At 42.8% G+C, this 23,862-nt stretch carries 16 protein-coding genes; 7 read left to right on the top strand and 9 right to left on the bottom strand.

The window, feature by feature from the left end:
• Positions 1-6 precede the first annotated feature (6 nt).
• The gene (locus BW976_RS22700) at positions 7-1,569 is read left to right on the top strand and encodes a RagB/SusD family nutrient uptake outer membrane protein (protein ID WP_076376983.1); all 1,563 of its coding nucleotides are present in this window, start codon (positions 7-9) and stop codon (positions 1,567-1,569) included.
• Positions 1,570-1,652: 83 nt separating this feature from the next.
• On the opposite strand, the gene BW976_RS22695 is transcribed toward BW976_RS22700, so the two are convergent.
• Positions 1,653-2,732, bottom strand: a complete 1,080-nt coding sequence (locus BW976_RS22695; RefSeq protein ID WP_245834770.1) for a phosphotransferase enzyme family protein — start codon at positions 2,730-2,732, stop codon at positions 1,653-1,655.
• Positions 2,733-3,088: 356 nt separating this feature from the next.
• Here BW976_RS22695 and BW976_RS22690 point away from each other — a divergent pair, with 356 nt between their 5' ends.
• From BW976_RS22690 to BW976_RS22675, 4 genes are all read left to right on the top strand, one after another.
• The gene (locus tag BW976_RS22690; RefSeq protein WP_076376827.1) at positions 3,089-4,156 is read left to right on the top strand and encodes an aldose epimerase family protein; all 1,068 of its coding nucleotides are present in this window, start codon (positions 3,089-3,091) and stop codon (positions 4,154-4,156) included.
• A gap of 140 nt (positions 4,157-4,296) precedes the next feature.
• Positions 4,297-5,646: a Gfo/Idh/MocA family protein gene (locus BW976_RS22685; protein ID WP_076376825.1), complete on the top strand. Its 1,350-nt coding sequence runs from the start codon at positions 4,297-4,299 to the stop codon at positions 5,644-5,646.
• A 34-nt stretch (positions 5,647-5,680) separates the two neighbouring features.
• Positions 5,681-6,250: a Crp/Fnr family transcriptional regulator gene (locus tag BW976_RS22680; RefSeq protein ID WP_076376823.1), complete on the top strand. Its 570-nt coding sequence runs from the start codon at positions 5,681-5,683 to the stop codon at positions 6,248-6,250.
• A gap of 80 nt (positions 6,251-6,330) precedes the next feature.
• A complete protein-coding gene (locus tag BW976_RS22675; RefSeq protein WP_076376821.1) occupies positions 6,331-7,290 on the top strand; it encodes a quinone oxidoreductase family protein in 960 nt (319 codons plus the stop codon).
• A 386-nt stretch (positions 7,291-7,676) separates the two neighbouring features.
• Here the strand turns inward: BW976_RS22675 and BW976_RS22670 are convergent, their stop codons facing one another.
• The 3 genes from BW976_RS22670 to BW976_RS22660 are packed head-to-tail and all read right to left on the bottom strand — an operon-like array spanning position 7,677 to position 12,459.
• The gene (locus tag BW976_RS22670) at positions 7,677-10,343 is read right to left on the bottom strand and encodes a glycosyl hydrolase 2 galactose-binding domain-containing protein (protein WP_076376819.1); all 2,667 of its coding nucleotides are present in this window, start codon (positions 10,341-10,343) and stop codon (positions 7,677-7,679) included.
• A gap of 15 nt (positions 10,344-10,358) precedes the next feature.
• Positions 10,359-11,213 (bottom strand): ROK family protein, encoded by an 855-nt coding sequence (locus BW976_RS22665; protein WP_076376817.1) that lies wholly within the window; start codon positions 11,211-11,213, stop codon positions 10,359-10,361.
• Positions 11,206-12,459, bottom strand: coding sequence for an MFS transporter (locus BW976_RS22660; RefSeq protein WP_076376815.1), 1,254 nt, complete (start codon positions 12,457-12,459; stop codon positions 11,206-11,208). Before BW976_RS22660 ends, BW976_RS22665 begins: the two co-directional genes overlap by 8 nt.
• 161 nt (positions 12,460-12,620) lie before the next feature.
• On the opposite strand from BW976_RS22660, the gene BW976_RS22655 reads away from it, so the two are divergent.
• Positions 12,621-13,184, top strand: a complete 564-nt coding sequence (locus BW976_RS22655) for a Crp/Fnr family transcriptional regulator (protein ID WP_076376813.1) — start codon at positions 12,621-12,623, stop codon at positions 13,182-13,184.
• Positions 13,185-13,260: 76 nt separating this feature from the next.
• A complete protein-coding gene (locus tag BW976_RS22650; protein ID WP_076376811.1) occupies positions 13,261-13,587 on the top strand; it encodes a DMT family transporter in 327 nt (108 codons plus the stop codon).
• Between the two features lie 63 nt (positions 13,588-13,650).
• Here the strand turns inward: BW976_RS22650 and BW976_RS22645 are convergent, their stop codons facing one another.
• From BW976_RS22645 to BW976_RS22625, 5 genes are all read right to left on the bottom strand, one after another.
• A complete protein-coding gene (locus BW976_RS22645) occupies positions 13,651-15,327 on the bottom strand; it encodes a lectin (protein WP_076376809.1) in 1,677 nt (558 codons plus the stop codon).
• Between the two features lie 425 nt (positions 15,328-15,752).
• The gene (locus BW976_RS22640) at positions 15,753-17,159 is read right to left on the bottom strand and encodes an efflux transporter outer membrane subunit (protein WP_076376807.1); all 1,407 of its coding nucleotides are present in this window, start codon (positions 17,157-17,159) and stop codon (positions 15,753-15,755) included.
• Between the two features lie 22 nt (positions 17,160-17,181).
• A complete protein-coding gene (locus tag BW976_RS22635) occupies positions 17,182-20,349 on the bottom strand; it encodes an efflux RND transporter permease subunit (protein WP_076376805.1) in 3,168 nt (1,055 codons plus the stop codon).
• A gap of 36 nt (positions 20,350-20,385) precedes the next feature.
• Positions 20,386-21,597: an efflux RND transporter periplasmic adaptor subunit gene (locus tag BW976_RS22630; protein WP_245834769.1), complete on the bottom strand. Its 1,212-nt coding sequence runs from the start codon at positions 21,595-21,597 to the stop codon at positions 20,386-20,388.
• Positions 21,598-21,724: 127 nt separating this feature from the next.
• On the bottom strand, positions 21,725-23,707 hold the full coding sequence (locus BW976_RS22625) for a response regulator (protein WP_175614159.1): 1,983 nt from the start codon (positions 23,705-23,707) through the stop codon (positions 21,725-21,727).
• Positions 23,708-23,862: the final 155 nt, after the last annotated feature.

Raw genomic sequence — 23,862 nt, 5'->3', positions numbered from 1 at the left:
AAGATCATGAAAAAAACCATTATAAATATATTGATTGCCGGAACGGTAATATGTTCAGCTTCCTGCAAAAAATTCCTGAACCAAGACAGTTTGACAAAACTGGATGAAAATAAGGTGTATTCAGATATAAACCTGGTACAAACAAGTTTAAAGGGTGTATATGCCAGCTGGTTAAATAACCGTGTGGATGAGCAGGGAACTGTTTTAATGATGGGTACCGACGAAACCCAGCAGGGCGCTTATCAGATGAAAAGTGATGCATCCAAAGGCGGATTGGACAGGTACGATGGTAACCTTAATTCATTACAAGGTCAGGTAACCACCCAATGGAACCTTCGCTGGCCTTTGGTTAATGAAGCTGCCAAAATCATCAATGGGGTTGATAAACCGACATTACAGGCAGGTTCGGTAGAAGCCGGGATTGTGGGCGAAGCTTGTTTTATCAGAGGATTTATTGACTTTGAACTGGCCATGTACTGGGGCGAAATACCGATCAGGGATTTGAGTCGCGAATCACAACTGGGCCTTAAACGCCAGCCGCTTAAAGATGTGTGGACATTTATCATCGCCGATTTGACCAAAGCGTCCGCTTTTTGCCCGGACAAAAATGATCCAGGCAGAGCCACAAGCGGCGCGGCCTTGGCTATGTTGGGTAAGGCTTATATGTCGGCACCGGTATCAACCGGTCTGCGCGATTTTGATAAGGCTCGTGATTGCTTTGAAAAAATGATGGGCAGATATACCCTGGTACCCTACCCCGATCTTTGGGATTATAATAAACCCAATACCGCAGAAGCCATTCTGGAGTTCCAGTACAGCCCGGTATCCCCAAACAATAATAAAGTGCAGTTCCAAATAGGTTCACGTGCGGTGCAAAATACATTTGGCGATGGCTGTTATTATTCTGGTTATGACAAGGTAGTTCCAACCATACACGCTTATGAAACTGTGGCTAATGGTGGTATATGGGAAGATGGCGATGTGCGCCGTAACGAAAGTATCCGCTATGATTTTACCTATTATGGAGTTACACCAACGCTCGACATTATTTCGTGGGAAGGTTTGGGTAATGACTTTGATGAGCTAAAGCCCCATGTAAAAAAGTATGAAGATTTTCGTACCGATACACATAGTGGTTTGGGTTATAACAACATGTATAACTCCGGAAAAGACATGCCGGTACTTCGTTTAGGCGATATCAAACTATGTTATGCCGAATGTTTGAATGAGCTGAGCAGAACAGGCGAAGCTATAACCGTAGTTAACCAGGTAAGGGCCCGTGCCTGGGGTGGTACATTGCCCAGCGATAAAATGTGGGGCGCGATGGCACAAGCCGATTTCCGTACCAATATCATGGATGAACGTACCCGGGAACTTTTCGCGGAGGGCTGGCGCCGTATCGATCTGATCAGAACCGGGCTATTGGTTGACCGTACTAAAAAGTACAACAAATGGACTGCCCAATCCGGAACAATTCAGGCATTTAATAACCTGTATCCCATACCGGATACCGAATTGAAGCTAAATCCTCAGATAACACCACAAGATCAAAATCCGGGTTATCATTAATTCCCGGGATCAATAGATCAAAATAAAAGAGGCTGTTTTCACACTTTGGAAGCAGCCTCTTTTTGTCATAAATGATCACCGTATCAATTCACTATGTTATCATGCTTAAAGCTAAAATATTCAATAAACTTCTTAAATCTGTTTTCGGATCTGGTGAATTGCTCCAGCAACTTTAACTGATTTTGCGCCCTTACCAGGTTTTGCAAGGGATAAGTAGTGTGGTAATAGATATCGTCATTTAAAAAATCGGTCAGGAACCTAAGCACCTGCATATAGATCATATATTTGCCAGAATAAGTAAAGTATTCTTTCTCTGCTGGTGTCAAAGCTGTACCCATAGCCGAAACATAACCTTTATAAATGGCATAAAAACACTCTTCATTGATCTGTATCTTTGAAAAATCACGTTCTTCCTCATTTGCCGGCGAGAGGTAAGTTCGGAGCATATCTCCTACATCACTCAAAAAATAACCGGGCATCACCGTATCCAGGTCAATCACGCATAAACCGTTATGATGCTGATCAAACAATACGTTACTAATCTTGGTGTCGTGGTGTATAACGCGCAAGGGCAATTGCTGGTGATCAATCAATTGCATATAAGTAAATAATATGCCCTGATATTTATAAATATCGTTAATAGCAGTTGCGGCTATGGCCAGTTTGTCGGCTCCGGCGGTTGAACAAGCCTCTTTGAACTGATCAAACCGCAGTTTCAGATCATGAAATTGGGGTAACGTATAATGCAGTTTTTCCAGTTTGAAATCTCTCAATAAGTAAGTGAATTTTCCAAATTGCTGGGCTGCCTCAAAGGCTTCCTGTTGATTTGTAATTTCGGTAATAGTTACCGAGTTATCAATAAAAGGGAAAAGGCGATAGTATTCTTTATGATTTATTTCAGCCATGCGCTCACCTTTTAATGTGGGAATTGGCGCTACGAAAAGATAATTGGGTGCAGTGTGTTTAAGATATTCGGCCAGTAAGGCCATATTTTCGGCAATAGCTTCCGGATTTTTAAAAACGTATGGATTAATACGCTGAAGAATATAATTTTCGGGGCCGCTAACTTTCCAGGTATGATTGATCAATCCTGTACCAAAACTTTTAATGTGATAGTTATTGGTGTTAAGTCCGTATAGTTCCAGGATCTGGTCAAGCATCATTTAAAGGCAAATTTTAGCCAAACGTAATTAATTACTTATGAAAAAGCACCCGCAAACGTTTGTGTATTTTTTATTATGCAAAAGCTAATTATCTTAATAAAAGATAATTACAAACAGTAATAATATTTATAACGTCAATATTATAAAATATTACCTGATCGTGCATTTTAGAAGATTTAATAAACCAGGATGAGATATCCATTTCATCCGATACATCAGCATATTTGAAACTGACACAAACAGCCGGGATCTGACGCGCAGATTGCAAACGTTTGCGTGATATTTTGTGCAGTTATTTGAGTGGCCTTATCAATGAAAATACTAATTTCCATTATTCTATTTAAACCATACATCGCATGAAATACCATATCAGCCAGCATCATTGGGGCAATTTTAACAATCAGCAGATATTTCGTTACCAACTAAGCAATGATCACGGCGTAAAAGTTTCCATTACCAATTTTGGCGCCGCTATACAATCGTTATCCGTTCCGGATCATCAGGGCAATATGGCCGATGTTGTATTAGGATATGACGACCTACAGGGCTATGTTGATGATCAGTTTTATATCGGTACCATAGTGGGGCGTTTTGCCAACCGTATTGCCGGCGGTAAGGTAGAGATAAATGGTACAACACACCAGCTTACGGTTAAGGATGGCGGTTTTCATCATCATGGCGGCAAGGTTGGCTTTAATAAAAAAGTATGGCAATCACAGTCATTTAACAATGAAGATGGGGTTGGTGTAATCCTGGAGTACCTGAGTAAAGATGGAGAAGAAGGCTTCCCCGGAAACCTGACGACTACAGTTACTTATACCCTCAATAACCACAGCCAGCTAATAGTTGATTTTGATGCCGTAACCGATCAATCAACCCTGATCAATTTAACACAGCATGCCTATTTTAACCTGGCCGGCCATAATAACGGCTCGATTTTAGATCATCAACTCCAGCTACCGTTAGCAGATTACTTGCCCGTAAACGCCATGCAGGTACCCGAAGGTACCATTACCCCGGTGAGCGGCACGCCCTTTGATTTTACAGAACCCACAGCCATTGGCAAGCGTATCAACGATGATAACCCACAACTGGTGTTAAGTCGTGGGTACGATCATTCCTGGGTGGTAAAAAAGCAGGACTCGGCCGAGTTAAAACTGGCGGCTACCGTTTTTGAACCTACCAGCAAAAGGGTATTAAACGTTTTTACCACAGAACCTGCCATACATATTTATACAGGCAATTTTTTAGATGAAACCTGTATAGGTAAACAAAACAGCAATTATCCGTTCAGGAGCGGGTTGTGTCTTGAAACACAGCATTATCCGGATGCACCCAATAAACCTCATTTTCCAAGTACAGTATTAAATCCGGGCGAGCAGTTTAAAAGTCGTACTATTTTTGAGTTTGGGGTAAATGACTAGCACTATCAAACGTTTGCGGCGTATTTGGAGGTGACGATCGGTTGATTTTATAAATATGATCAATAACTTCAATCCCGAAACATGCTTGTAAACCAGACCATCAATTCAAACTAATAAATCATTATCAAACAATAACATAAATGGACAGAAGAACATTTGTAAAAAACAGCGCCATTGCGGCTGCAGGACTTACCATACTGCCAACAGGTAGCTTATTTGCCAAAGATAACGGCAAAGTACGACTTGGTTATATTGGCGTAGGTGCCCGGGGCATGAGCCACATTTCTGAAGGTGCCCTGCGCGACGATGTAGAGATTGTTGCGATATGCGATACCCAGGAACATTCCCTAAACATCTGCCGGGAGTTTTTAGCCAAAAAAGGCAGACCGGCAGCCAAAGAATACACCGGTGGTATTGACGCTTACAAAAAACTACTCGAAAGAAATGATATTGATGCGGTAATTATTGCTACCCCATGGCAGTTTCACTACCAGCAATCTATTGATGCCATGAAAGCAGGCAAATATGTAGGCTGCGAAGTAATTGCAGGCTTAACCGTTGAGGAGCACTGGGACATTGTTAAAACATCCGAAAAAACAGGCATCCCTTATATGACCCTCGAAAACGTATGCTACCGTCGTGATGTAATGGCAGCTTTAAACATGGTTAGGCAGGGCTTATTTGGCGAATTGGTACACCTGGAAGGCGGATATCAGCATAACCTCCGGGATGTATTGTTTAATGACGGCAAAGGCCGCTACGGCGGTAAAGGTGTTGAATATGGACCAAAAGCCTTAAGCGAGGCCCAATGGCGCACCCAGTTTAACATCGATCGTGATGGGGACTTATATCCTACACATGGCGCAGGTCCGGTGATGCATTATATAGATATTACCAGGGGCAACAGGTTTACGAGCCTCGTTTCGTTCAGTTCAAAAGCGCGTGGTTTGGCGGCCTATGTGGAGGAATTATCTCCAGGGCACCCGAATGCTAAACTCAACTACAAAAATGGCGACGTTACTACCACCATGATTAACTGTGCCAATGGCGAAACCGTTTTGTTATCGCATGATACGCATTTGCCACGTCCGTATTCATTGGGTTTCCGGGTTCAGGGTACTAAAGGTATCTGGATGGATGTCAACCAATCTATCTATATCGATCATAAATCAAAAGAAGATGATAGCTGGGATCCGGCAAAAGAATGGTTTGCCAAGTATGATCACCCGCTATGGAAAAAACACGATGCCGAAGCAGCAGGTGCCGGGCATGGAGGTATGGACTGGTTTGTATTCAACGCATTTATTGAGTCGGTAAAACACAAACGCCAAACACCTATTGATGTGTATGATTCCGTTACCATGAGCGTAATAGCGCCCCTATCAACCCAATCTGTAAAAGAAGGCAAAACACTGGAATTCCCTGATTTCACAAAAGGTAAGTGGAAAGACCGTAAAAATACATTCGCATTGGATGATAGCGGCTTTTAAGCTTGCCTTAATAAAAATTTCAGTAATTTGAGCTGTGTTTGATCAGCTTAAAAAAATAGCACCACAACTTCAAGGCTCATGGGAAAGGTATGCGAACCTTTACCATCGCCTTGAAGTTCCTGCAAAAACCATCCTTCTGCACGAGGGGGATGTATCCAAAAAAGCATATTACATTGAAAAAGGCTGCCTACGGGCCTGGTTCAATAACAAGGGTAAGGATGTAACTTTCCAGTTCTTTTTTGAGCAGGAAGGTGTATCATCAATCGAGAGTTTTAGAAAAGGTATTCCAAGCCCAATCACCCTGGAAAGCATTGAACCCTGTGTTCTTCACTGGATCCATAAAAAAGATTATAATGAGGTGATGAAGGAACTCAATACCATCCCAGAAGTACGGGAACAAATGGCTGCCCTTATGCTCAATAGGCAAATTAATTACATGAGCCATTTCATGTCATTCATCAGGGATACCCCCAAAGAACGTTATCTGAATTTGCTAAAAGAAAAACCACATATTGTTAAACGAATTCCGCAACATTACATAGCATCCTATTTAGGCATTACTTCCGTTTCTTTAAGCCGTATCCGTAACGCTATAAATAAATAACAGGTTTTTCATTTATTAACAATTGTTATCGCAGGCCTGCTGCCAACTGTTGAGATTTGTTAAATAAACAACAAATTAAAATGAAAGCAGCAGTATTATATAAAGCAGGAGAAACTCCTAAATATGCAGATTTTGCAGAACCCATCCCAGCCTCTCACGAACAGCTCATCAACATAAAAGCGGCTAGCATCAAAAACCTGGATAAAATGAGGGCCAAAGGCGCACATTATGATAAGCATGAAAATTATCCGGTAGTTGTTGGGGTTGACGGCGCAGGTCTGTTAGCAGATGGAACCCGGGTTTACGCCGGATCAGCCACCGGTATGATGAGTGAAAAGGCCTTGATCAATAAACACTGGTATGTACCGATACCGGATGGATTGGATGATGTTACCGCAGCGGCATTGCCCAATCCGGCCATATCAGCCTGGTTATCGTTAGTTTACAAAGGCAAGTTAAAGAAAGGCGGTACTGTACTAATATTAGGAGCCACCGGAATTACCGGAAAATTGGCTATACAGCTAGCCCAACATTTGGGTGCTGGCAGGATCATAGCCATAAGCCGTAATCAGGAAGCGTTGGATAATCTTGATGCAGATGTAACCATATCCCTCAATCAGTCTGATAACGATATTAAACAGGCCATTAAAACCGAAGCAGCGAAAACGCCGTTTGATGTAGTAATTGACTACCTATGGGGCAAACCTGCCGAGCTGTTACTTGCCGCTTTGACCGGACACAATCTTAATGCTACGGTTGATCATACAACCCGTTACGTACAGGTCGGCGAAATGGCCGGTTCAGCTATTAACCTGCCCGCCGCTATCCTCCGCAGTACTGCTATCGAACTCACAGGGGCTGGCGGTGGAAGTATTTCAAAAGAAGTGATCGGTAAAATTCAAACAGAGATATTGCCCGAAGTATTTAAACTGGCCTTGGAGGGCAAACTATCTATCGATACCCTGGCCATCCCCTTAAAAGATGTAGCCGAAGCATGGCAGCAGGATGCGCGGGGTAAACGGGTGGTGATTACGATGTAACATTCATTAATTTGTCATCCTGAGGAACGAAGGATCTATCGCCAAATAGATTCTTCACTCTGTTCAGAATGACAAATTTTTAATTTTCTACATACACTCGTTTTGCCACAAAAGTGGGTTTACATGGTTTACACTTTTCATGGGTTAACATTGATTTATATAATTGACAATCAATTGATTATATAGATATATGCGAAATATATTGGGTTTAAATGTAAACCCACTTTTTCTATTTTCGCTCGTTTGCAATGAGTGCTTAACATGGGTTTGTGTTTAAAACGCAAGAGCAATGTAATCACTTATTAATTTGTCATCCTGAGGAACGAAGGATCTATCGCCGAATAGATTTTTCGCTATGCTCAGAATGACAAATTATGTTGTTAAAACTAATTAACCGGCAACCCTTCCTCAAAAGCAGCCTGCTGATCGCTTTTGCTTTTAACAACATCAATATTCCAGGCCGAAGTCAGAAAATATGGCGTCGTACCTGCGGCATCTTTACTACTATAGGTACATTTGATCACCCTTGTTTCGCCAGGCGCCAGGGAAATATAATTATCGCTGAATATTACCGGTAGTATATCATCGCCATCCTTACCCTTTAACGCCCGCAGATGTACAAAAAAGGCTACTGACTTCCCGGTATTGGTTATGGTTACAGCATGTGTGGTACTGTCGCCTTTGATGACTTCCTGAGCATGGCTCAATTTAAGCGCTGTTTTGGGGATCTGCTGCAAAGCCGTGTAATCCGCATAAGCCGATTCGGGGGTGGTGTACCAGTTTGATTTTTTCCAGTTCAGCACTTCCGCTTTTTGCGACAACCAGTACCAGTTAATGCTTTCCAACTTACCACGACTATCAGTCAGCTGCAAACGTACAAAATAAGCCGGCGATAGCCCTGTAATAGCTGGTAATGCAAAAACCACTTTCGAGGCATCTGCTTCTATAGTTACGGGTGCAGTTTTGGTGTATTTTACTGAACCGTCGATATTATAAACAGTAGCCTTTACCTGCAAATCACCAAACTTTTTAAGATAAGAGTTGATAACAGCAACCTCGTTTGATTTGTAGGAATACATCACGTGTAATGGCTCCATTGATTTCTTCATACCGAAATAAGTACCGGCCGGGTACAGGTAATAATCATAAGTATGCCAAATCAATCCCGGCCATGGGTTGGCCAGCATCCATTGCACTACCCCGGTAGCTGTATTGTATTTCTTAAAACCGTAAGCCTCCATCATGGCACGGTGTGCTTCGTAGTTTTGGGCCTGTGCCTTGGCAATGTAGTTTTTGATAGATGTTGATTCGCCATATCGGTTTGCCAGGGCTTTATCAAACACCTTGGTAGTTCCAAATGACCCTGTACCGCAATGGTATAACCACGCCGGCGAACTAGTAGAAAGAGAATCCTTAGGTATAAACTTGATGAGGCTTTCATACGGAGGTATAGACGGGCCCGGTGATATTTCTGTTGCAAAACTCCAGGTACCACCAAATTTGTGTGTTGCGTCTGTTTCCCAATATATCGGCGGTACCCATTCATAAGGGCCGGCCATTTTTACACCGCTATAGCCCGATACTTTCGATTTGGTTTCATTTGCTGTAGATAACAAAGGATTTGGCCATTTCAGCGTTTTCTCAATCTTGAGGTAGTCACGCTCAACCGAAGTATCTGTTGGCGGCATGTCGCTGCCATTGAGCCACACCATGAGGCTGGCTTTGTTGCGCAGCCAGTACATCACACTGCTGTCAGATGCCATGGCTACTTTACGCTCGGCAGCGTTCCAGTGTTCAGGATGTTGCCATACGCCGCAGCACATCCAGCCGGTCATCACCAGCATACCATACTGATCGCACAGATCGTAAAAACTATCGTCCTCCATTTTGCCTTCCGAGCGGATGATATTCATATTCATGTCGCGCACCAGCTTCACCTCCTGCTCCTGACGCTCGGGCGAACGACGCTGGAAAATATCCGGCGACCATGCTGCGCCGCGGATCAGGATAGGTTTACCGTTCACAATAAACTCGCGCGATTCATTATCGATCAGCTTAGAATCCATCTGGCGGATGCCGAATTTTTCCCAAAGGGTGTTGCTTACCTTGGCTCCTACCACTGCCGATAGCTCAACCCGGTTCAGCTCGGCCTTCCCATATTGCCAGGGCCACCAGATCCGCGGATTCTTGATATTGAGCTGTTTATAAATCTCCGGACTAAAATCAACATTCTTTGACTCGTGAGGTAATAGATGTACCTTTTGCTCAAAGCTCACTTCACTGTTAATCTGTCCTTTAATCACGGCATCCTGTGCGGTATTAGTATAATTGGTTACCTGCGCATCAACATATAAATGCGCTACGGCTAATGACGGCAGATCAAAACGGGTGGTCACCAGCGGATACTGCACCCCTACTTTATCATAAGTTTTAATTTCTACGTTGTTTACGATACCGCCGTTATAATCGGGCGGATAAGGTATCCAGTCGGCATAATCAATGGCCAGATCACCTTTTGATTTGTTCGGGGTAAATGGCCGTGTTATTTGCAGGGCCAACACATTGTTACCCGTATAATTGATGTGTTTGGTAACATCCAGCTGAATAATGCGGAACGGCCCTTTGGTTTGGGTGGAATCGGCAATTTTTACGCCGTTAAGCCATATGTTTGCCTTATAGTTGATACCATGTAAACGCAGGATGACATTTTTACCGTTCTCGGCAGCAGGCAATGTAAATTCCCGCCTAAACCACCAGGGTTTATCCAGCTTGGGGTCACTGAGCTTTTTTAAGTTACGGCCCATGAAAGGGTCAAAATCATAAACTTTATTGGCCAGTAAACCAGCTATTATAGTAGTAGGTACACTTACTTTATACCAGCTTTGGGTATCGTAATTTTCTTTGGAGATTTTATCAGCCGATGCAGCATCGGTCACAGCCGATTGCATTTTCCAATCGTCCTTCAGCATAAGCTGAAAATTTTCCTGCCTGGCCTGGCTAAATGCTTGTTGAAAACACAAGGGCAAGATCAGCGTGAGTATGATTTTTTTCATGATAAGTGCTATATTTTATTGTTGATGATCATAATACAAGGCCGCGGCACCTATGATACCGCTATTTTCCAGTTCTGATACCTCTACCCTGATCCGCTCGGCAGTTTTGGTATAGGCGAATGTTTTGATCTCCTGCCACATGGTTTGTTCAAAAAGCGCATAGGCATGCCGCACAGAACCACCCAGCACAATCAGCTGCGGGTCATAAGCATACATCACCTGTTTTATAGCATGACCAATGTGGATACCCAACTCGCTATACAGTTTTAATGCGTGGTCACCTCCCCTGTTGGCATCCTCAAACACTTGTACACCATCTAAACCATACACATTGCTAAAGAAAGATCCGCTGCAATAATACTCCAGTATGTTATCCAGATACGGGAACATCCCAAATTCGCCGGCACCGCAGTTAAAGCCGGGATACAAGCGATTGTTGATCATTACGCCTGCTCCTAAACCTGTACCCAGGGTTAAACCAATCATGGAATCGGAGCCGTTGCCTTTACCAAAATAATATTCGCCCAGGGCAAAGCAGTTGGCATCGTTGTTTACATAAACGGGGATGTTATAACGCGTTTCCATCAACTGTTTTAGATGCACCTCTTTCCAGGAAGGAATATTCTGCACGTCGTAAACAATACCTTCGGCCACATCTACTACGCTGGGTACACCAATACCTATGACTTCGGCTTTATCTTTTTGCAGTAAGGCATCAGTTACTTTATAGATATCCTCCATCACATCATCAACAGAACCATGCGTCCGGATTTTTTGTGATACGATATCAGATAAGGAACCATCATTCACTACGGCGCCGCGTATATTGGTAGCCCCCAGATCGAGCCCTATAATTTTAATATTACTCATTAGTTGCTTTCTTTTTAATGTCGATGGTTTTATTGGTGATGAGTGGTTTTGCCCAGAAACCTACGCTTAATATATAACCCAGGGTAATGTATAAGAAGAACATACCAGCGCGCAAACCAAAAGCATCGCCCAGCAAACCGATAACCGGCGGTATGATAGCGCCGCCGATAATGGCCGTAACCAGCAGCCCGGCAAACGAGCCATGATCTTTATTGATGGAATTAAGCGCTAAAGAAAATATAATGGGATACATCACCGAAGCAAAGAAACCCACCAACGGAAACGCGATCAAAGCCACACTGGTTGGCCCAAACAAAGCCGCGGTTAAGCAAATCAAAGCCAGTATGGTAAAACTGATCAGCACTTTACGGCTGTCCATAATTTTCAATAAAAACAAACCCAGGATACCACCGGCAGTCATCAGTCCCCAGAAATAGGCTACCGTATCCGCTCCCTTTGTTTGCGGATCAAGACCATGGTAGGTGTTCAAAAATTGGGAGATCCAGTTAGCAATACCCTGTTCTGTACCTACATAACAAAACATGGCCACTAAAAACAGGATCACTATAGGTTGTTTGAACAAAGCAAAATGGGTTTGTAAAGAGCCTACCTGCTCATCTTCTTTCAGTTCCACCTTGGGGAATTTGGTAAGGATAAGTAATACAACCACAGCCAGGCAAATCACGGTAAAAAGCCAATACAAAGATATCCAGGGTAAATTGGCAGGTACCACAGAATGCAATAGGCCCACGATACCACCACTGTTGTTTTCTTTTAATGCCTTAACCATATAAGAGTAAACCAGCGGGCTCAGGAAGGATGCCAATCCGAATATCAATTGCGCCAGTACCGATGTAAAAGCATAATTCTCTTCGCCGCCTGAGGTTCTTAACAGTGGATTGATCACCACCTGCAGCATAGCCATACCGCAGCCTATCAGGAACAGCGAAATGATGGCACTCAGATAATTAGGTTCCATAGCCAGCAACAATGAGCCCAAAAAAGCCACGATGAAAGCCGCTACCATGATCTTTTTCTCTTTAAACGTTTCCAGCATGATGGCTGATGGCACCGACATCACACCATAGGCTATAAAGAACGCCAAGGGAAGCACACCCGCCAACGTATAACTTAAATTGAATACCTTTATAATATCCGGTATCAGCGGACCGATTACATTGGTAAGAAAAGAGATCACGAAGAAGATCAGCATGATGAGGGCTACAATGTAGTAGTTACGTTTCATTGGCTATGGTTAAAGGTTTATGAGATTTAATAACGCAAACAATGTTATTCATATTCTTTTATAATAACAGTTCCGTTTTGTTCTTAACAGTATAAGAAGGACAATTGTAGGGGCAAATACCCTCAAAGACAAGGTAAATATTTAATTAATAATCGTTAAAGGTGAGCATCGAGCAAATCATCAATCAAATTTACGCTGTACCAGAGGCGTCAGGGCAGAAACTACAACAGGTAATTGAAGAGATTACTTTACCCAGGGGGCATATTTTGTTTGAGGCTGGTAAAATTGGCAGAAGCGTTTATTTTATCAAAAAAGGCATCGTAAGGGCCTATTTATATCAGCATGATACCGAGGTTACCTTTTGGTTTGGCCGGGAAGGTGATACCGTTATCTCCATGAAAAATTATGTAGAGAATAAGCCCGGTTATGAAAATATTGAACTTTTAGAGGATTGCGTATTGTACCGCATTAAAAACAGCGATCTGCAAAGGTTATTTACTGAAGATATACACATTGCCAACTGGGGGCGCCGCTTTGGCGAAACAGAGCTGATTAAAGTGGAAGAAAGGTTGATCTCCCGGCAATTCAGCATGGCGGCCGACCGGTATCAGGATATTTTAACCAATAGCCCCGATCTTATCCAAAGGGTACAATTGTGCCATATAGCCTCTTACCTGGGTATTACGCAGGTGAGTTTGAGCCGTATAAGATCGAAAATCAGGTAGCTACATTATTTATCATATGTTAATTTTTAGGCTGTTTATACTCCCCAACTTTACAGTCGAAATAATATAAGATAAAATGAATTGGATAATATTAATCATCGCAGGGCTTTGCGAAGTGGCATTTGCCTCCTGCCTGGGCAAAGCAAAACAAACAACAGGTACCGAAATGTACCTTTGGTATACCGGATTCTTTATCACCATGACGCTGAGCATGGTGCTTCTTATTAAAGCTATCCAAACGTTACCTATAGGTACAGCCTACGCTGTTTGGACAGGCATTGGCGCGGTAGGTACAGTACTGATAGGTATTTTGGTATTCAAAGATCCAACCAACTTTTGGCGCCTGTTTTTTATGAGCACGCTGATCATCTCTGTAATCGGGCTTAAGTTTGTTGCCGAATAAGTGTAAAACAGAACCGGCGGCCATATCAGGTCGCCGGTTTCTGTCAGTCATCACCCAGGAACCCTATTGGTTTATCCGGAATAATTCTGTTGCGGTTATAGTTGTACGGGTACAAGTCATGGCTTGTGTACCGCCCTCACTTGAAATATAAGCGCCATTATTTCCTCTAAGGGAAATTGTTCCGTCAGAGTTCACAACCCAATCAAACTGCTCCCATGGGCCAATAGCGGTACGGTTACAATTGATAGCTTGAGTACCGTTTTCCGATGATACATATTTACCGGAATTTTGCAGAACTACCTTTCCGTTACCCGCGTTAATAACCGCAAACTGCTCCCAGCCCTGCGCTGTTGCACGGTTACAGTTCATGGCTTGCGTACCATTCTCTGAACTCACATACAGGTTGTTTGAACCTTTTATAGTTATCGTTTGACCAAAAGGAGGCGTGCTTGGGTTACTGCCACCTACTACGGGCGCTGTCGGGCGTACTGCAGTTAGTGCAATTTGTCCTTTTAACATTCTGCCGCCATCGCCGGTTAAGCGCAGGTAGTAATCGGCAGAACATACGGTACCGTCTTCATCCAGTGATAAAAAGTTGGAGCCAGCCGGAACAGATGATGAATTCTCTGTTGTTTTGGCAATCTGGTTACCTTCATTATACTCATCGAACATGGAAATGTAAATACCCTGAGCACCACCTTTAATCAAGTTGTAAAACTGAGTCCACATCAGGTCGCCATGTGCACGTTGACGTAATTGCAAGTCGCCAGGTAATACGCAAGGCTGGTAATCTATACCGTTAGCATTACAATAAGTCTGATCGCCAACCTGCGTATTGTTGTAAAAATTATTAGCATCGTTTACACTACCAATTTTACCGATCATCCAGGGCGATATCATATTTAGCGCAGTAGCGGTTGGTAAAAAGTTGGGTTGTATATCGGTTGCGTTGGTATCGCGCCATGAGGCTGGTACGCCTCCTATAATATAAACACCCTGGCCTTTAAACCAATTGATCACATCCAAACAAACAGCTGAAGAAAATGGGTGGTTGGCATCATTAAAACCCAATCCCCAGATACAGACTACCGGTTTACCGTTTTGTTTGGCATAAGCAGATGATGAAGTATATGCCGACATTTTATTAGTCCAGTCGGTTTTAATTTCCGACTGCATATTCGTCCACCCAGTTATATCATACATAATATAAAACTTGCGACCAGTAGCCTCGGCAGCGGTTTTTACTTTAGCGGTTATCGCGTCACGTACCGGACCTTCGCCCCCAGTTGGGTTAAAGCGTTGCAGGGCGGCACAATCTATATTGTTTTGCTGCATCCACTGGAACTGTACATTTACAGTTTGATCATTAAAAGACGAAAATAACTTAGCCGGGGTACCATTGTTCAAATTGGCAAAGCCAGTTTGATACGAGCTCGTATACTCGCGCATATCGGGCCATGATTTGATGCCGACATTGTTTGTTGAGGGCGCCTGGCTTGCATTTGGCGACCAGTGCCACCAGATGTTAATGGGAGAACCATCGCCGATAGCGGCAAACCATCCCTGGTAACCCACGGTGATCTTTCCGACAACATCACCAACAGGTGACGAAAATGTACTTTTGTTTTTTCCGGCCAAAGCACCGGCAGTATTTTTGTCTAATCCCTTTTTACAGCTGCTTACGCTTATTATGCCAAACAGAGCCAATAAAAATATAGCTTTAATATTTTTTAGTTTCATAATTTAAGTGTTTAATAATTGGTTCGATGTCAGTTAATTTTACAATTGGGCATAGTAATCCCCTAAGGGGGCATAAAAACATGTTTTTTCATAGATATTAAGGTTTAATAAACCGGAAACTTTAATAAAAAGCTTATCGGCACAAATTGGTTATCGACATAAAATAAGCAGATGGATATTAAAAAAAGCTTAATAAATACTTAATTTTTAAACCATTATGCAATAACTACTTAATAACAAAGAAAATTATACAATAATCTATTATAAAATCTAAAAACATATATGATCAATAAATTTTAATAAGAGACCAAATAATCTTGCATAAATAAAAAAAGCCCGGCTTCGTAAAGACAGGCTTTTTTTTATATAAAAAGACACATGTGATGTGTCTCTACGACCAATTTAACTGTGGAGACGCATTACATCTACCGCCATCCGCCACCCAGCGCGCGGTATAAATTCACAATGGCTTGTAATTCCTGCAATTTGTCGCTCACACCGCTTAATTGAGCGGCTAATAAATTTTGTTCTGAAGTTAGTACATCGGTATAGTTAGTGGCCGAACTGTAGCGTAACAGCTCCTGCGTATAGTCAACCGATTTTTGCAGGGCAATGATCTGTTTGCTGCGCGAATCCTGCTTTTCAACCGCGGTTTCGTGCGCGTATAGGGCGTTGGAAACTTCCTGTCCTGCCACCAGCAGTGTTTTCTGGAAGCTATTGAGGGCTTCTTGTTGCTGTGCTTGCGCGGTGCGTAAACGGGCTTTATTGATGCCCTGGTTAAAGATAGGCTGTGTTAAACCCGCAGCGGCGTTATAAAATATCGACTTGGTAAAGAAATCTTTTAAAGTTAAGCTCGATAAACCTCCGGAAGCCGTTATGGTAAACGACGGATAAAAATAAGTCCGCGCCAGGTTGGTATTCTCAAACGCCGCTCTGAAGGCATATTCACCCTGCTGCACATCCGGGCGATTGGTCAACAGTTGCGTCGGGATGCCCGTTTGCAGTTCGGCGGTCACCTTTTGATCGACCAGTGTACTTCGGTTAATTGGCCCTGGTGGCCTTGAAAGTAATATATCCAGCGCATTCTCTGTTTCGCGGATACTACGTTTGAGGTCGGGAATGGATACCTCCGCGGCATAACGGTTGGCTTCGCTTTGTACAACCGCGGCACCATTAACCACGTCTCCTTCTTTGAGCACCTTCATGGTCTCCACATCTTTTATCCTGTTTTGGAGAGTTTGCCGGGTAATTTCTAATTGTTTATCCAAAGCCAGCAGACTGAAATAGTTATTGGCGATATCAGCTATCAATTGTGTTTGTACCGCTCTTTTGGCAGCATCGCTTTGCAAAAAGCTAGCCAGCGCGGCTCTTTTGGTGCTGCTCAGCTTACCCCAAACATCGGCCTCCCATGAGGTGCTTAAACCGGCCTGGTAAGTAGTAGTAAGGGTATTAATGTCGATGCCTTCGGGGAAATTTAAACCAGCTTGTGACTGCTTTGATCGTGTAACACTGGCATTGCCGCTTAAGCTGGGTAAAAAAGCAGCTTTGCTTTGCCGCAATGTAGCCTGTGCCTCCAGGATCTTTTGTACAGCAGTTTTCAGATCGAGGTTATTGTTTAGGCCCTCCTGTATCAGTGACCGTAATACCGTATCTGCAAAAAGGCTTTGCCAGGGCATGGAAGCCATGGTTGTAGTATCCGTTGACTGGTTACCTCGATAAAGGCCCTGGGTTTTTACATCAGGATGTTTATAGCTTTGGGTTATCCGGCAGGAAAAAAGGATACCCGAAAGTGAGATAAATAACAATATATATTTTAAACAATTTCTGTTCATGGCGATGTTTTTAATTGATAGATCAATGGGCGGTTTTTATTTCGACCGCGTCATCCTCATCGTCGTCATTATTTTGTTTTGGCGGGCCGCTTAACCTTTCCTGCAAATGTTGGAAGATGATAAACAATATCGGGATTACGAACACCCCAAATATGGTTCCTACAAACATACCTCCTACTGCACCCGTACCGATAGACTTATTACCGTTAGCACCCGCTCCTGTAGAGAACATTAACGGCATAATACCAAATATAAAAGCGAAGGACGTCATCAGGATTGGGCGTAAACGCGCTTCAGCACCGGCAATAGCAGCTGGTATTAGTTCCATACCGGCTCGTCGTCTTTCTAAAGCAAACTCCACGATCAAAATGGCATTTTTGGCCAGCAAGCCAATAAGCATAATCAGCGATATCTGTAGATAAATATTACTTTCGACACCGAAAATTTTGGCAAATAAGTAAGTACCGGACAAACCTACGGGTAAGGAAAGTAATACTGCAAAAGGCAGAATATAGCTTTCATACTGGGCGCTCAATAAAAAGTACACAAACACCAGGCAAAGCATAAATATATAAGCCGACTGCGTTCCGGCGGTTAACTCCTCGCGTGTTAAGCCAGAAAACTCATAACCATAACCCGCAGGCAAACTCTCTAAGGCAACTTCTTTGATAGCTTTAATGGCATCACCAGTACTAAAACCCTGTTTTGGTTGCCCCGAAACCGATATGGCCGTAAACAGGTTGAACCGGGAAATAGATTCAGGCCCAAATACCCGTTTCAGAGATATAAAGGACGTGATAGGCGCCATAGTACCGGCGCTGTTACGTACAAATATTTTGCTCAAGCCTGTTTCTGTGGCTCGGTAATCATAATCGGCTTGAACCATTACACGGTATTGTTTACCAAACTGATTAAAGTTGGAGGCATATAAGCCGCCATAATAGCCCTGCAGTGTATTCAACACTGAATTTACGGTTACACCGGCCTCTTTACATTTGGCCACATTAACATCAACCTGGTATTGCGGAAAATTAGGATTGAATGAAGAGTTAAGGCTCTGAATTTCGGGACGTTTCCCGAGAGCAGCTATAAAATCATTACTTACTTTAAACAATTCGTTCACGGTATGGCCGCCTTTATCCTGCAGCTGAAACTCAAAACCATCACTATTACCAAAGCCATTTAAGGTGGGCGGTGAAAAATAAAACACATTGGCCTCCCTCAATCCGCTGGTTTTACCATAAAGCTGCCCGATAATCCCCTCCTGGCTATCGCTTTTTGATTTACGCTGATCCCAGGTTTTCAATTTCATGATCACCATCGCATAAGCACTGCCCGAACCCGCTATAAAGTTAAATCCTACCAGCTTCAAAGTACTTACCACGGCCGGAAAAGTATGCCCGATGCTGTCAATCTTACTGGCAACCGCATCTGTACGCTCCATTGACGATGCCGGCGGCAGACTAATAGCAGCAAATACAACTCCCTGATCCTCGTTAGGTACAAAACTAGATGGAGTGGTTTTGATGAGGTAAATAAGCACAGTAGCAAATATGGCTATGACGGCAAGTGCGATCCACTTTTTATGCGCCAGGAAATTGACCGACTTTTTATATTTCCCGCTTACCGCGTCAAAAGCAGTATTGAATATCACATAAAAATGGTTGATAAAGCCATGCTTTTTAGTCCCCTTTTCATGTGGCTTTAAAAATAAAGCGCACAAGGCCGGGCTAAGCGTTAACGCGTTGATGGCCGAAAGCATGATAGCCACGGCCAGCGTAATACCAAACTGCTTATAAAATACACCAGTTGAACCCGATATGAAGGTCACCGGTAAAAACACCGCCGACATGACCAGCGTAATGGAAACTATGGCGCCCGATATTTCGCTCATGGCATCAATAGATGCCTTGCGGGCCGATTTATAGCCAATATCTAGTTTGGCGTGCACCGCCTCCACTACTACAATGGCGTCATCCACCACAATACCGATGGCCAGAACTAAGGCAAATAGCGTAAGCAGGTTAATGGTAAACCCAAACAGGTTCAGGAAAAAGAAAGTACCCACAATAGCCACCGGAACTGCGATGGCCGGGATGAGGGTTGACCGAAAATCCTGCAGGAACACAAACACCACGATAAATACCAGTATAAAGGCTTCTATAAGCGTGCTGATCACCTTCTCTATCGAGGCATCCAAAACCTCGTTGGCATCAACCAGGTAGGCGATCTTCATCCCTTTAGGAAAAGTTTCTGAAGCCGCATCCAGGATCTTTTTTGATTCGTTGATCACTTCGCGCGCATTGGAGCCTGCCGTTTGACTAATGGCCACGCCTACCGATGGTTTACCATCCGTAATGATGCGAAACGAGTAATCCAACGAGCCCAATTCAACACGGGCCACATCATTTAAACGCAGCAATTGTCCGTTGCCTACAGATTTAATAATCATATTGCCAAACTCGGCCGCAGATTGCAGACGCCCTTTATACCTGATTACATATTGAAAAGATTGATTGCTATTTTCGCCAAATTTACCAGGCGCTGCCTCTATGTTCTGCTCATTAAGCACATCGGTAATATCATCAGGCACCAGGCCATAGCGCGACATCACATCGGGCTTTAGCCAGATGCGCATGGAGTAGTCCCTCGATCCAAAAACCTGGGCAGTACCTACACCAGTTACACGCTGTATTTGTGGTACCAGGTTTATTTTGGCATAGTTTTGCAAAAATGTTTCATCATATGTCTTATTATCACTGTACAATGAAAAGATAATTAAATCGCTACTCTGGCTTTTGGCAACCGTAACACCCGATTGGGTCACTACCAGTGGCAATAAGCTGGTTGCCCTCGATACCCGGTTCTGCACGTTTACAGCAGCCAGATCGGGATTAGTACCTACTTTAAAGTATACCGTAATTGAGGCAGAACCATCATTACTGGCGGTAGAGGTCATGTAGGTCATGTTCTCTACTCCGTTGATCTGTTCTTCCATCGGAATGATGACACTTTTAAGCACCACATCCGCATTGGCACCATTATAATTGGCGGATACATTTACCGTGGGTGGCGCAATATCCGGATATTGAGATATAGGAAGATTAATAAGACCTAATATGCCCAGTATCAGCAGTAAAACAGATATAACCGTTGATAATACCGGGCGTTCTATGAATTTTTTAAGCATACAATTGCTTTAACAGGATTGATAAATTAAACTCCATTATTTAAGGTTGCCATAAACAGATGCCTCGCTAACCGGGTTGGGCTTTATGGTTGTGCTATCTCTTAAATTATTGGCGCTTCCCAGTACTATTTTATCGCCGGCATGCAAACCATCAGTCACCACATAAAACTGACCTGCGGTGTTATCCATCACCTGTATGGCTACGTTTTTGATCTTGTTTTTATTATCAACCAGGTAAACAAAGCGTTTGTCCTGTAATTCATAAGTGGCACTTTGCGGCACCAGCAAACCCGACTTTATGGTGTTGGGTATTCTTACAGTAGCACTGCTACCACTGCGAATGAGCCCCCGAGGGTTAATAAACCCTGCCCTCACATTGGCAGCGCCGGTAGCGGTATTGATTAATCCGTTTACGGTTTCCACACGACCGGTATGCTCATAAGTAGTACCGTCAGATAATATCAGCGTAACATCAGGTAGCTTGCTCAATTTTGATTTGAAGGAGGTTGTACCTGTACTATCCTTGCTAAAATCGAGTAGTTGTTTTTCGTTCAGGGCAAAATAGGCGTAAATATTGGAGGTGTTATAAACCGTGGTTAAAGGATCGGTTGTGGTGCTGGTTACCAGGCTGCCCAATTTATAGGGTAATGCCCCTATAACGCCATTTACCGGGCTGGTAATAGTAGTATAGCCCAAATTAACCTGTGCATTTACCAATGCTGCTTTTGCCTGTGCCAGGGCAGCAGCTTTTGATTGCTGCGTGTACTCTGCCGATTCCAGTTCGTAATGACTGATAATATCTTTTTCAACCAGAGGTTTTACTTTGTTCACCTGCATTTTAGCCAGGCTCAGATCAGCCTCCGCGGTTTTGATGCCTGCCTGGGCTGTACGTACATCCTGCTCATATTGTGGTGCATTGATCTTGAAAAGCAATTGCCCTTTTTTCACTATGGAGCCTTCATCTACATATATTTTTTCTACGAAGCCATCAACTTTGGGCCGTATCTCAATATTTTGCTGACCCTGTATACTGGCTGGATAATCAACATTTAAAGTAGCAGAACGGGGTTGCAAAGTAAGCACCTTATAATCCAATATCTGCTCTCCTCCCTGCCCCTCAGCGGCTTGTTTATTTTTACTGCCACAAGAACTCAGTATAATAGTTGATAAAACGATTGTAAAAAGTAGAGCCCAATTTTTAGGCAAGAGTACATGGTAAGCTTTGTAGAACGGTTTTAAAAGCATCATAAGGTAAAATAATCGTGAAAATATAGGGCGTAGGGGTTTACGCCGCTAAATACGGCATTAATTAGGTATTTTGACTGTTAAATATAGTTAATGTTACAGCTTGTTTTAAAATCACAGACGTAACTAATCAGGCATCAATTAAAATAGCTTTTATTTTTTGATCTAGATCCTGCGCATCAAAAGGCTTTGCCACAAAATCATTCATACCATGATCCAGGCATTTTTCCATTACTTCCCTGGTAGCGTGAGCAGTTATTGCAATAATCGGGATAGTATTTTTGGCATTATCTTCACTTCGGATAGCTAGTGTGGCTTCGTATCCGTCTAGCTCTGGCATATCCAGGTCCATCAATATAATATCGTAATTATTTAGTTTTAATTTCTCTAAAGCCTGCTTCCCATTATTGACCGCATCCACACAATAGCCACGTTTTTCTAATACTTTAATAATCAGCAATTGATTGAGCTGGTTATCATCCGCAACCAGTACACGGGTATTTTTTATTTCGCTTTGAGAAGTGCAATTATCCAAGCCGTTTTCAACTACAAGTTGTTGGGCCGGCACCACGTGTTTATAAAAAGGAAGTGAAAATCTAAAATCCGACCCATCTGGTGTGCTGGTTTTTATAAATATATCCCCGCCATGCAAATCAACCAAGTGTTTGGCCATGCTAAGTCCTAAACCAATTCCACCTAATCCTTTGTTTTGCCTGAACTGATCAAGGCTTTCGAATATTTTATCTTGTTTGTCTGCGGGGATACCCATGCCCGTATCCTGAACACTAAAACCTGTCCAAACCACGTCGTCTGTATCATCAATAACATATGCCTCTACCAAAACAGAGCCTTCGGGGGTGAATTTTACCGCATTGGAAAGCAGGTTTAATAATATATGGCTTAAACGCATCTCATCACCCAAAACCAATTGCGGAACATCGCTATCAACATGATAACTAATAGTCAACGATTTTTTATTGATCTCCGGTTTTAGCATCGATACCGCATGATGCACTACATCATGGATATTTAAAGGTTGTCTTTCCAACTGCACATGACCAGACTCTATTTTTGACAGATCAAGGATATTATTGAGTAAGCCTTTCAAAAATTCACCCGACTTCATGATAGCATGGGTATACTCCATTTGCTCTTTACTCATTTCTGACTCTTCAAGCAAACCGGCAAACCCCATGATGGCATTCATGGGTGTTAAAATTTCATGGTTCATATTGGCGATAAATACCTGCTTGATTTTTTCGGAAGCTTCTGCCCTCTCTGATTGCCGGAGCTCTTTAACTTTAGCATTTTTCAGTTCGGATATAGTATGCTCCAGTTTATCCGTCATTTGATTAAAGGCAGTCGCCAAAACGCCGATCTCATCCTTTGAATATACTTTTACCCGCGTATCAAATGATTCTTCAGATACCTTTTTAGCTCCGGAAATAATTTCCTTGATGCCTTTTTGCATACCCTTGCTTATAGATATGGCTATTAATATCCCTGTAAGTTCAACGGTAAATGCCAGACCTATTAAAACCTTAAGAACAAGGCCTTCAAACCAGCGTGAACCCTCTCCCAAACTGTAAGAAAAACCATCTTCCATAGGCGTAAATTCCACATCGATCTTTGAAATGTAGCTTAAAAATTGTTGTGTTTCTGCTGGTGTTATGGTACCGGATGTTACTTTATTATGTAGTTGCTTGCTCACAGGGATCAGCTTCAATAATATCCCCTCGGCCTTTTTCCAATAAAAAATGGTTTGTTTTAAATATTTTACCTGGTTAAACCGCAGCATTAGCTTGATCATACCATCGATATCATCGGGGTGATTGCGCCCTGCCAGGAAACCTAAACGGGCTGCTTCATAATCGGGAGGTGTTTCTTCAAGAGCTATCCGGGCTGCACCATCGCCCAGAGGTACCTTTAAAAATTGCTGAAAAGCCTGGTAATCTTGTTCATTATGTGAATAGGCATAAACTTTTAGATGAGATAAAGCATCTTTTTGTGCTTTTGACCAAAGCCCTTCACCGCCTACATATGACCTTACAGCCGAAAGTGTTTTTATAGCAAAATTAAGCGTAAATAACTCTATTACAATCAGAAAAGCCATTATGCCAATAGTAAAATACAACTTTTTCGCAATCGGTATATCCCTAAACCATTTTACTAAAAAGAATGACTGCATGGTGTGATAAGAGTTTCGCGTTTTAACCTCTAAAAATACTCCAAACTAAAATGCCATTTCTGTTCATTAATTACAGATGA

Origin of the sequence: Mucilaginibacter lappiensis (assembly GCF_900155965.1) — a bacterium.
Lineage (GTDB): Bacteria > Bacteroidota > Bacteroidia > Sphingobacteriales > Sphingobacteriaceae > Mucilaginibacter > Mucilaginibacter lappiensis.
Note: the sequence above shows the minus strand (reverse complement) of the source record. Positions and strands in the feature narration are given on the sequence as shown.

What these genes read in the sequence shown, in the direction of transcription:
- BW976_RS22700 (WP_076376983.1), top strand. Translation starts at nt 7, where the DNA reads ATGAAAAAAACCATTATAAATATATTGATTGCCGGAACGGTAATATGT.
- BW976_RS22695 (WP_245834770.1), bottom strand. Translation starts at nt 2,732, where the DNA reads ATGATGCTTGACCAGATCCTGGAACTATACGGACTTAACACCAATAAC.
- BW976_RS22690 (WP_076376827.1), top strand. Translation starts at nt 3,089, where the DNA reads ATGAAATACCATATCAGCCAGCATCATTGGGGCAATTTTAACAATCAG.
- BW976_RS22685 (WP_076376825.1), top strand. Translation starts at nt 4,297, where the DNA reads ATGGACAGAAGAACATTTGTAAAAAACAGCGCCATTGCGGCTGCAGGA.
- BW976_RS22675 (WP_076376821.1), top strand. Translation starts at nt 6,331, where the DNA reads ATGAAAGCAGCAGTATTATATAAAGCAGGAGAAACTCCTAAATATGCA.
- BW976_RS22670 (WP_076376819.1), bottom strand. Translation starts at nt 10,343, where the DNA reads ATGAAAAAAATCATACTCACGCTGATCTTGCCCTTGTGTTTTCAACAA.
- BW976_RS22665 (WP_076376817.1), bottom strand. Translation starts at nt 11,213, where the DNA reads ATGAGTAATATTAAAATTATAGGGCTCGATCTGGGGGCTACCAATATA.
- BW976_RS22660 (WP_076376815.1), bottom strand. Translation starts at nt 12,459, where the DNA reads ATGAAACGTAACTACTACATTGTAGCCCTCATCATGCTGATCTTCTTC.
- BW976_RS22650 (WP_076376811.1), top strand. Translation starts at nt 13,261, where the DNA reads ATGAATTGGATAATATTAATCATCGCAGGGCTTTGCGAAGTGGCATTT.
- BW976_RS22645 (WP_076376809.1), bottom strand. Translation starts at nt 15,327, where the DNA reads ATGAAACTAAAAAATATTAAAGCTATATTTTTATTGGCTCTGTTTGGC.
- BW976_RS22640 (WP_076376807.1), bottom strand. Translation starts at nt 17,159, where the DNA reads ATGAACAGAAATTGTTTAAAATATATATTGTTATTTATCTCACTTTCG.
- BW976_RS22635 (WP_076376805.1), bottom strand. Translation starts at nt 20,349, where the DNA reads ATGCTTAAAAAATTCATAGAACGCCCGGTATTATCAACGGTTATATCT.
- BW976_RS22630 (WP_245834769.1), bottom strand. Translation starts at nt 21,597, where the DNA reads ATGATGCTTTTAAAACCGTTCTACAAAGCTTACCATGTACTCTTGCCT.
- BW976_RS22625 (WP_175614159.1), bottom strand. Translation starts at nt 23,707, where the DNA reads ATGGCTTTTCTGATTGTAATAGAGTTATTTACGCTTAATTTTGCTATA.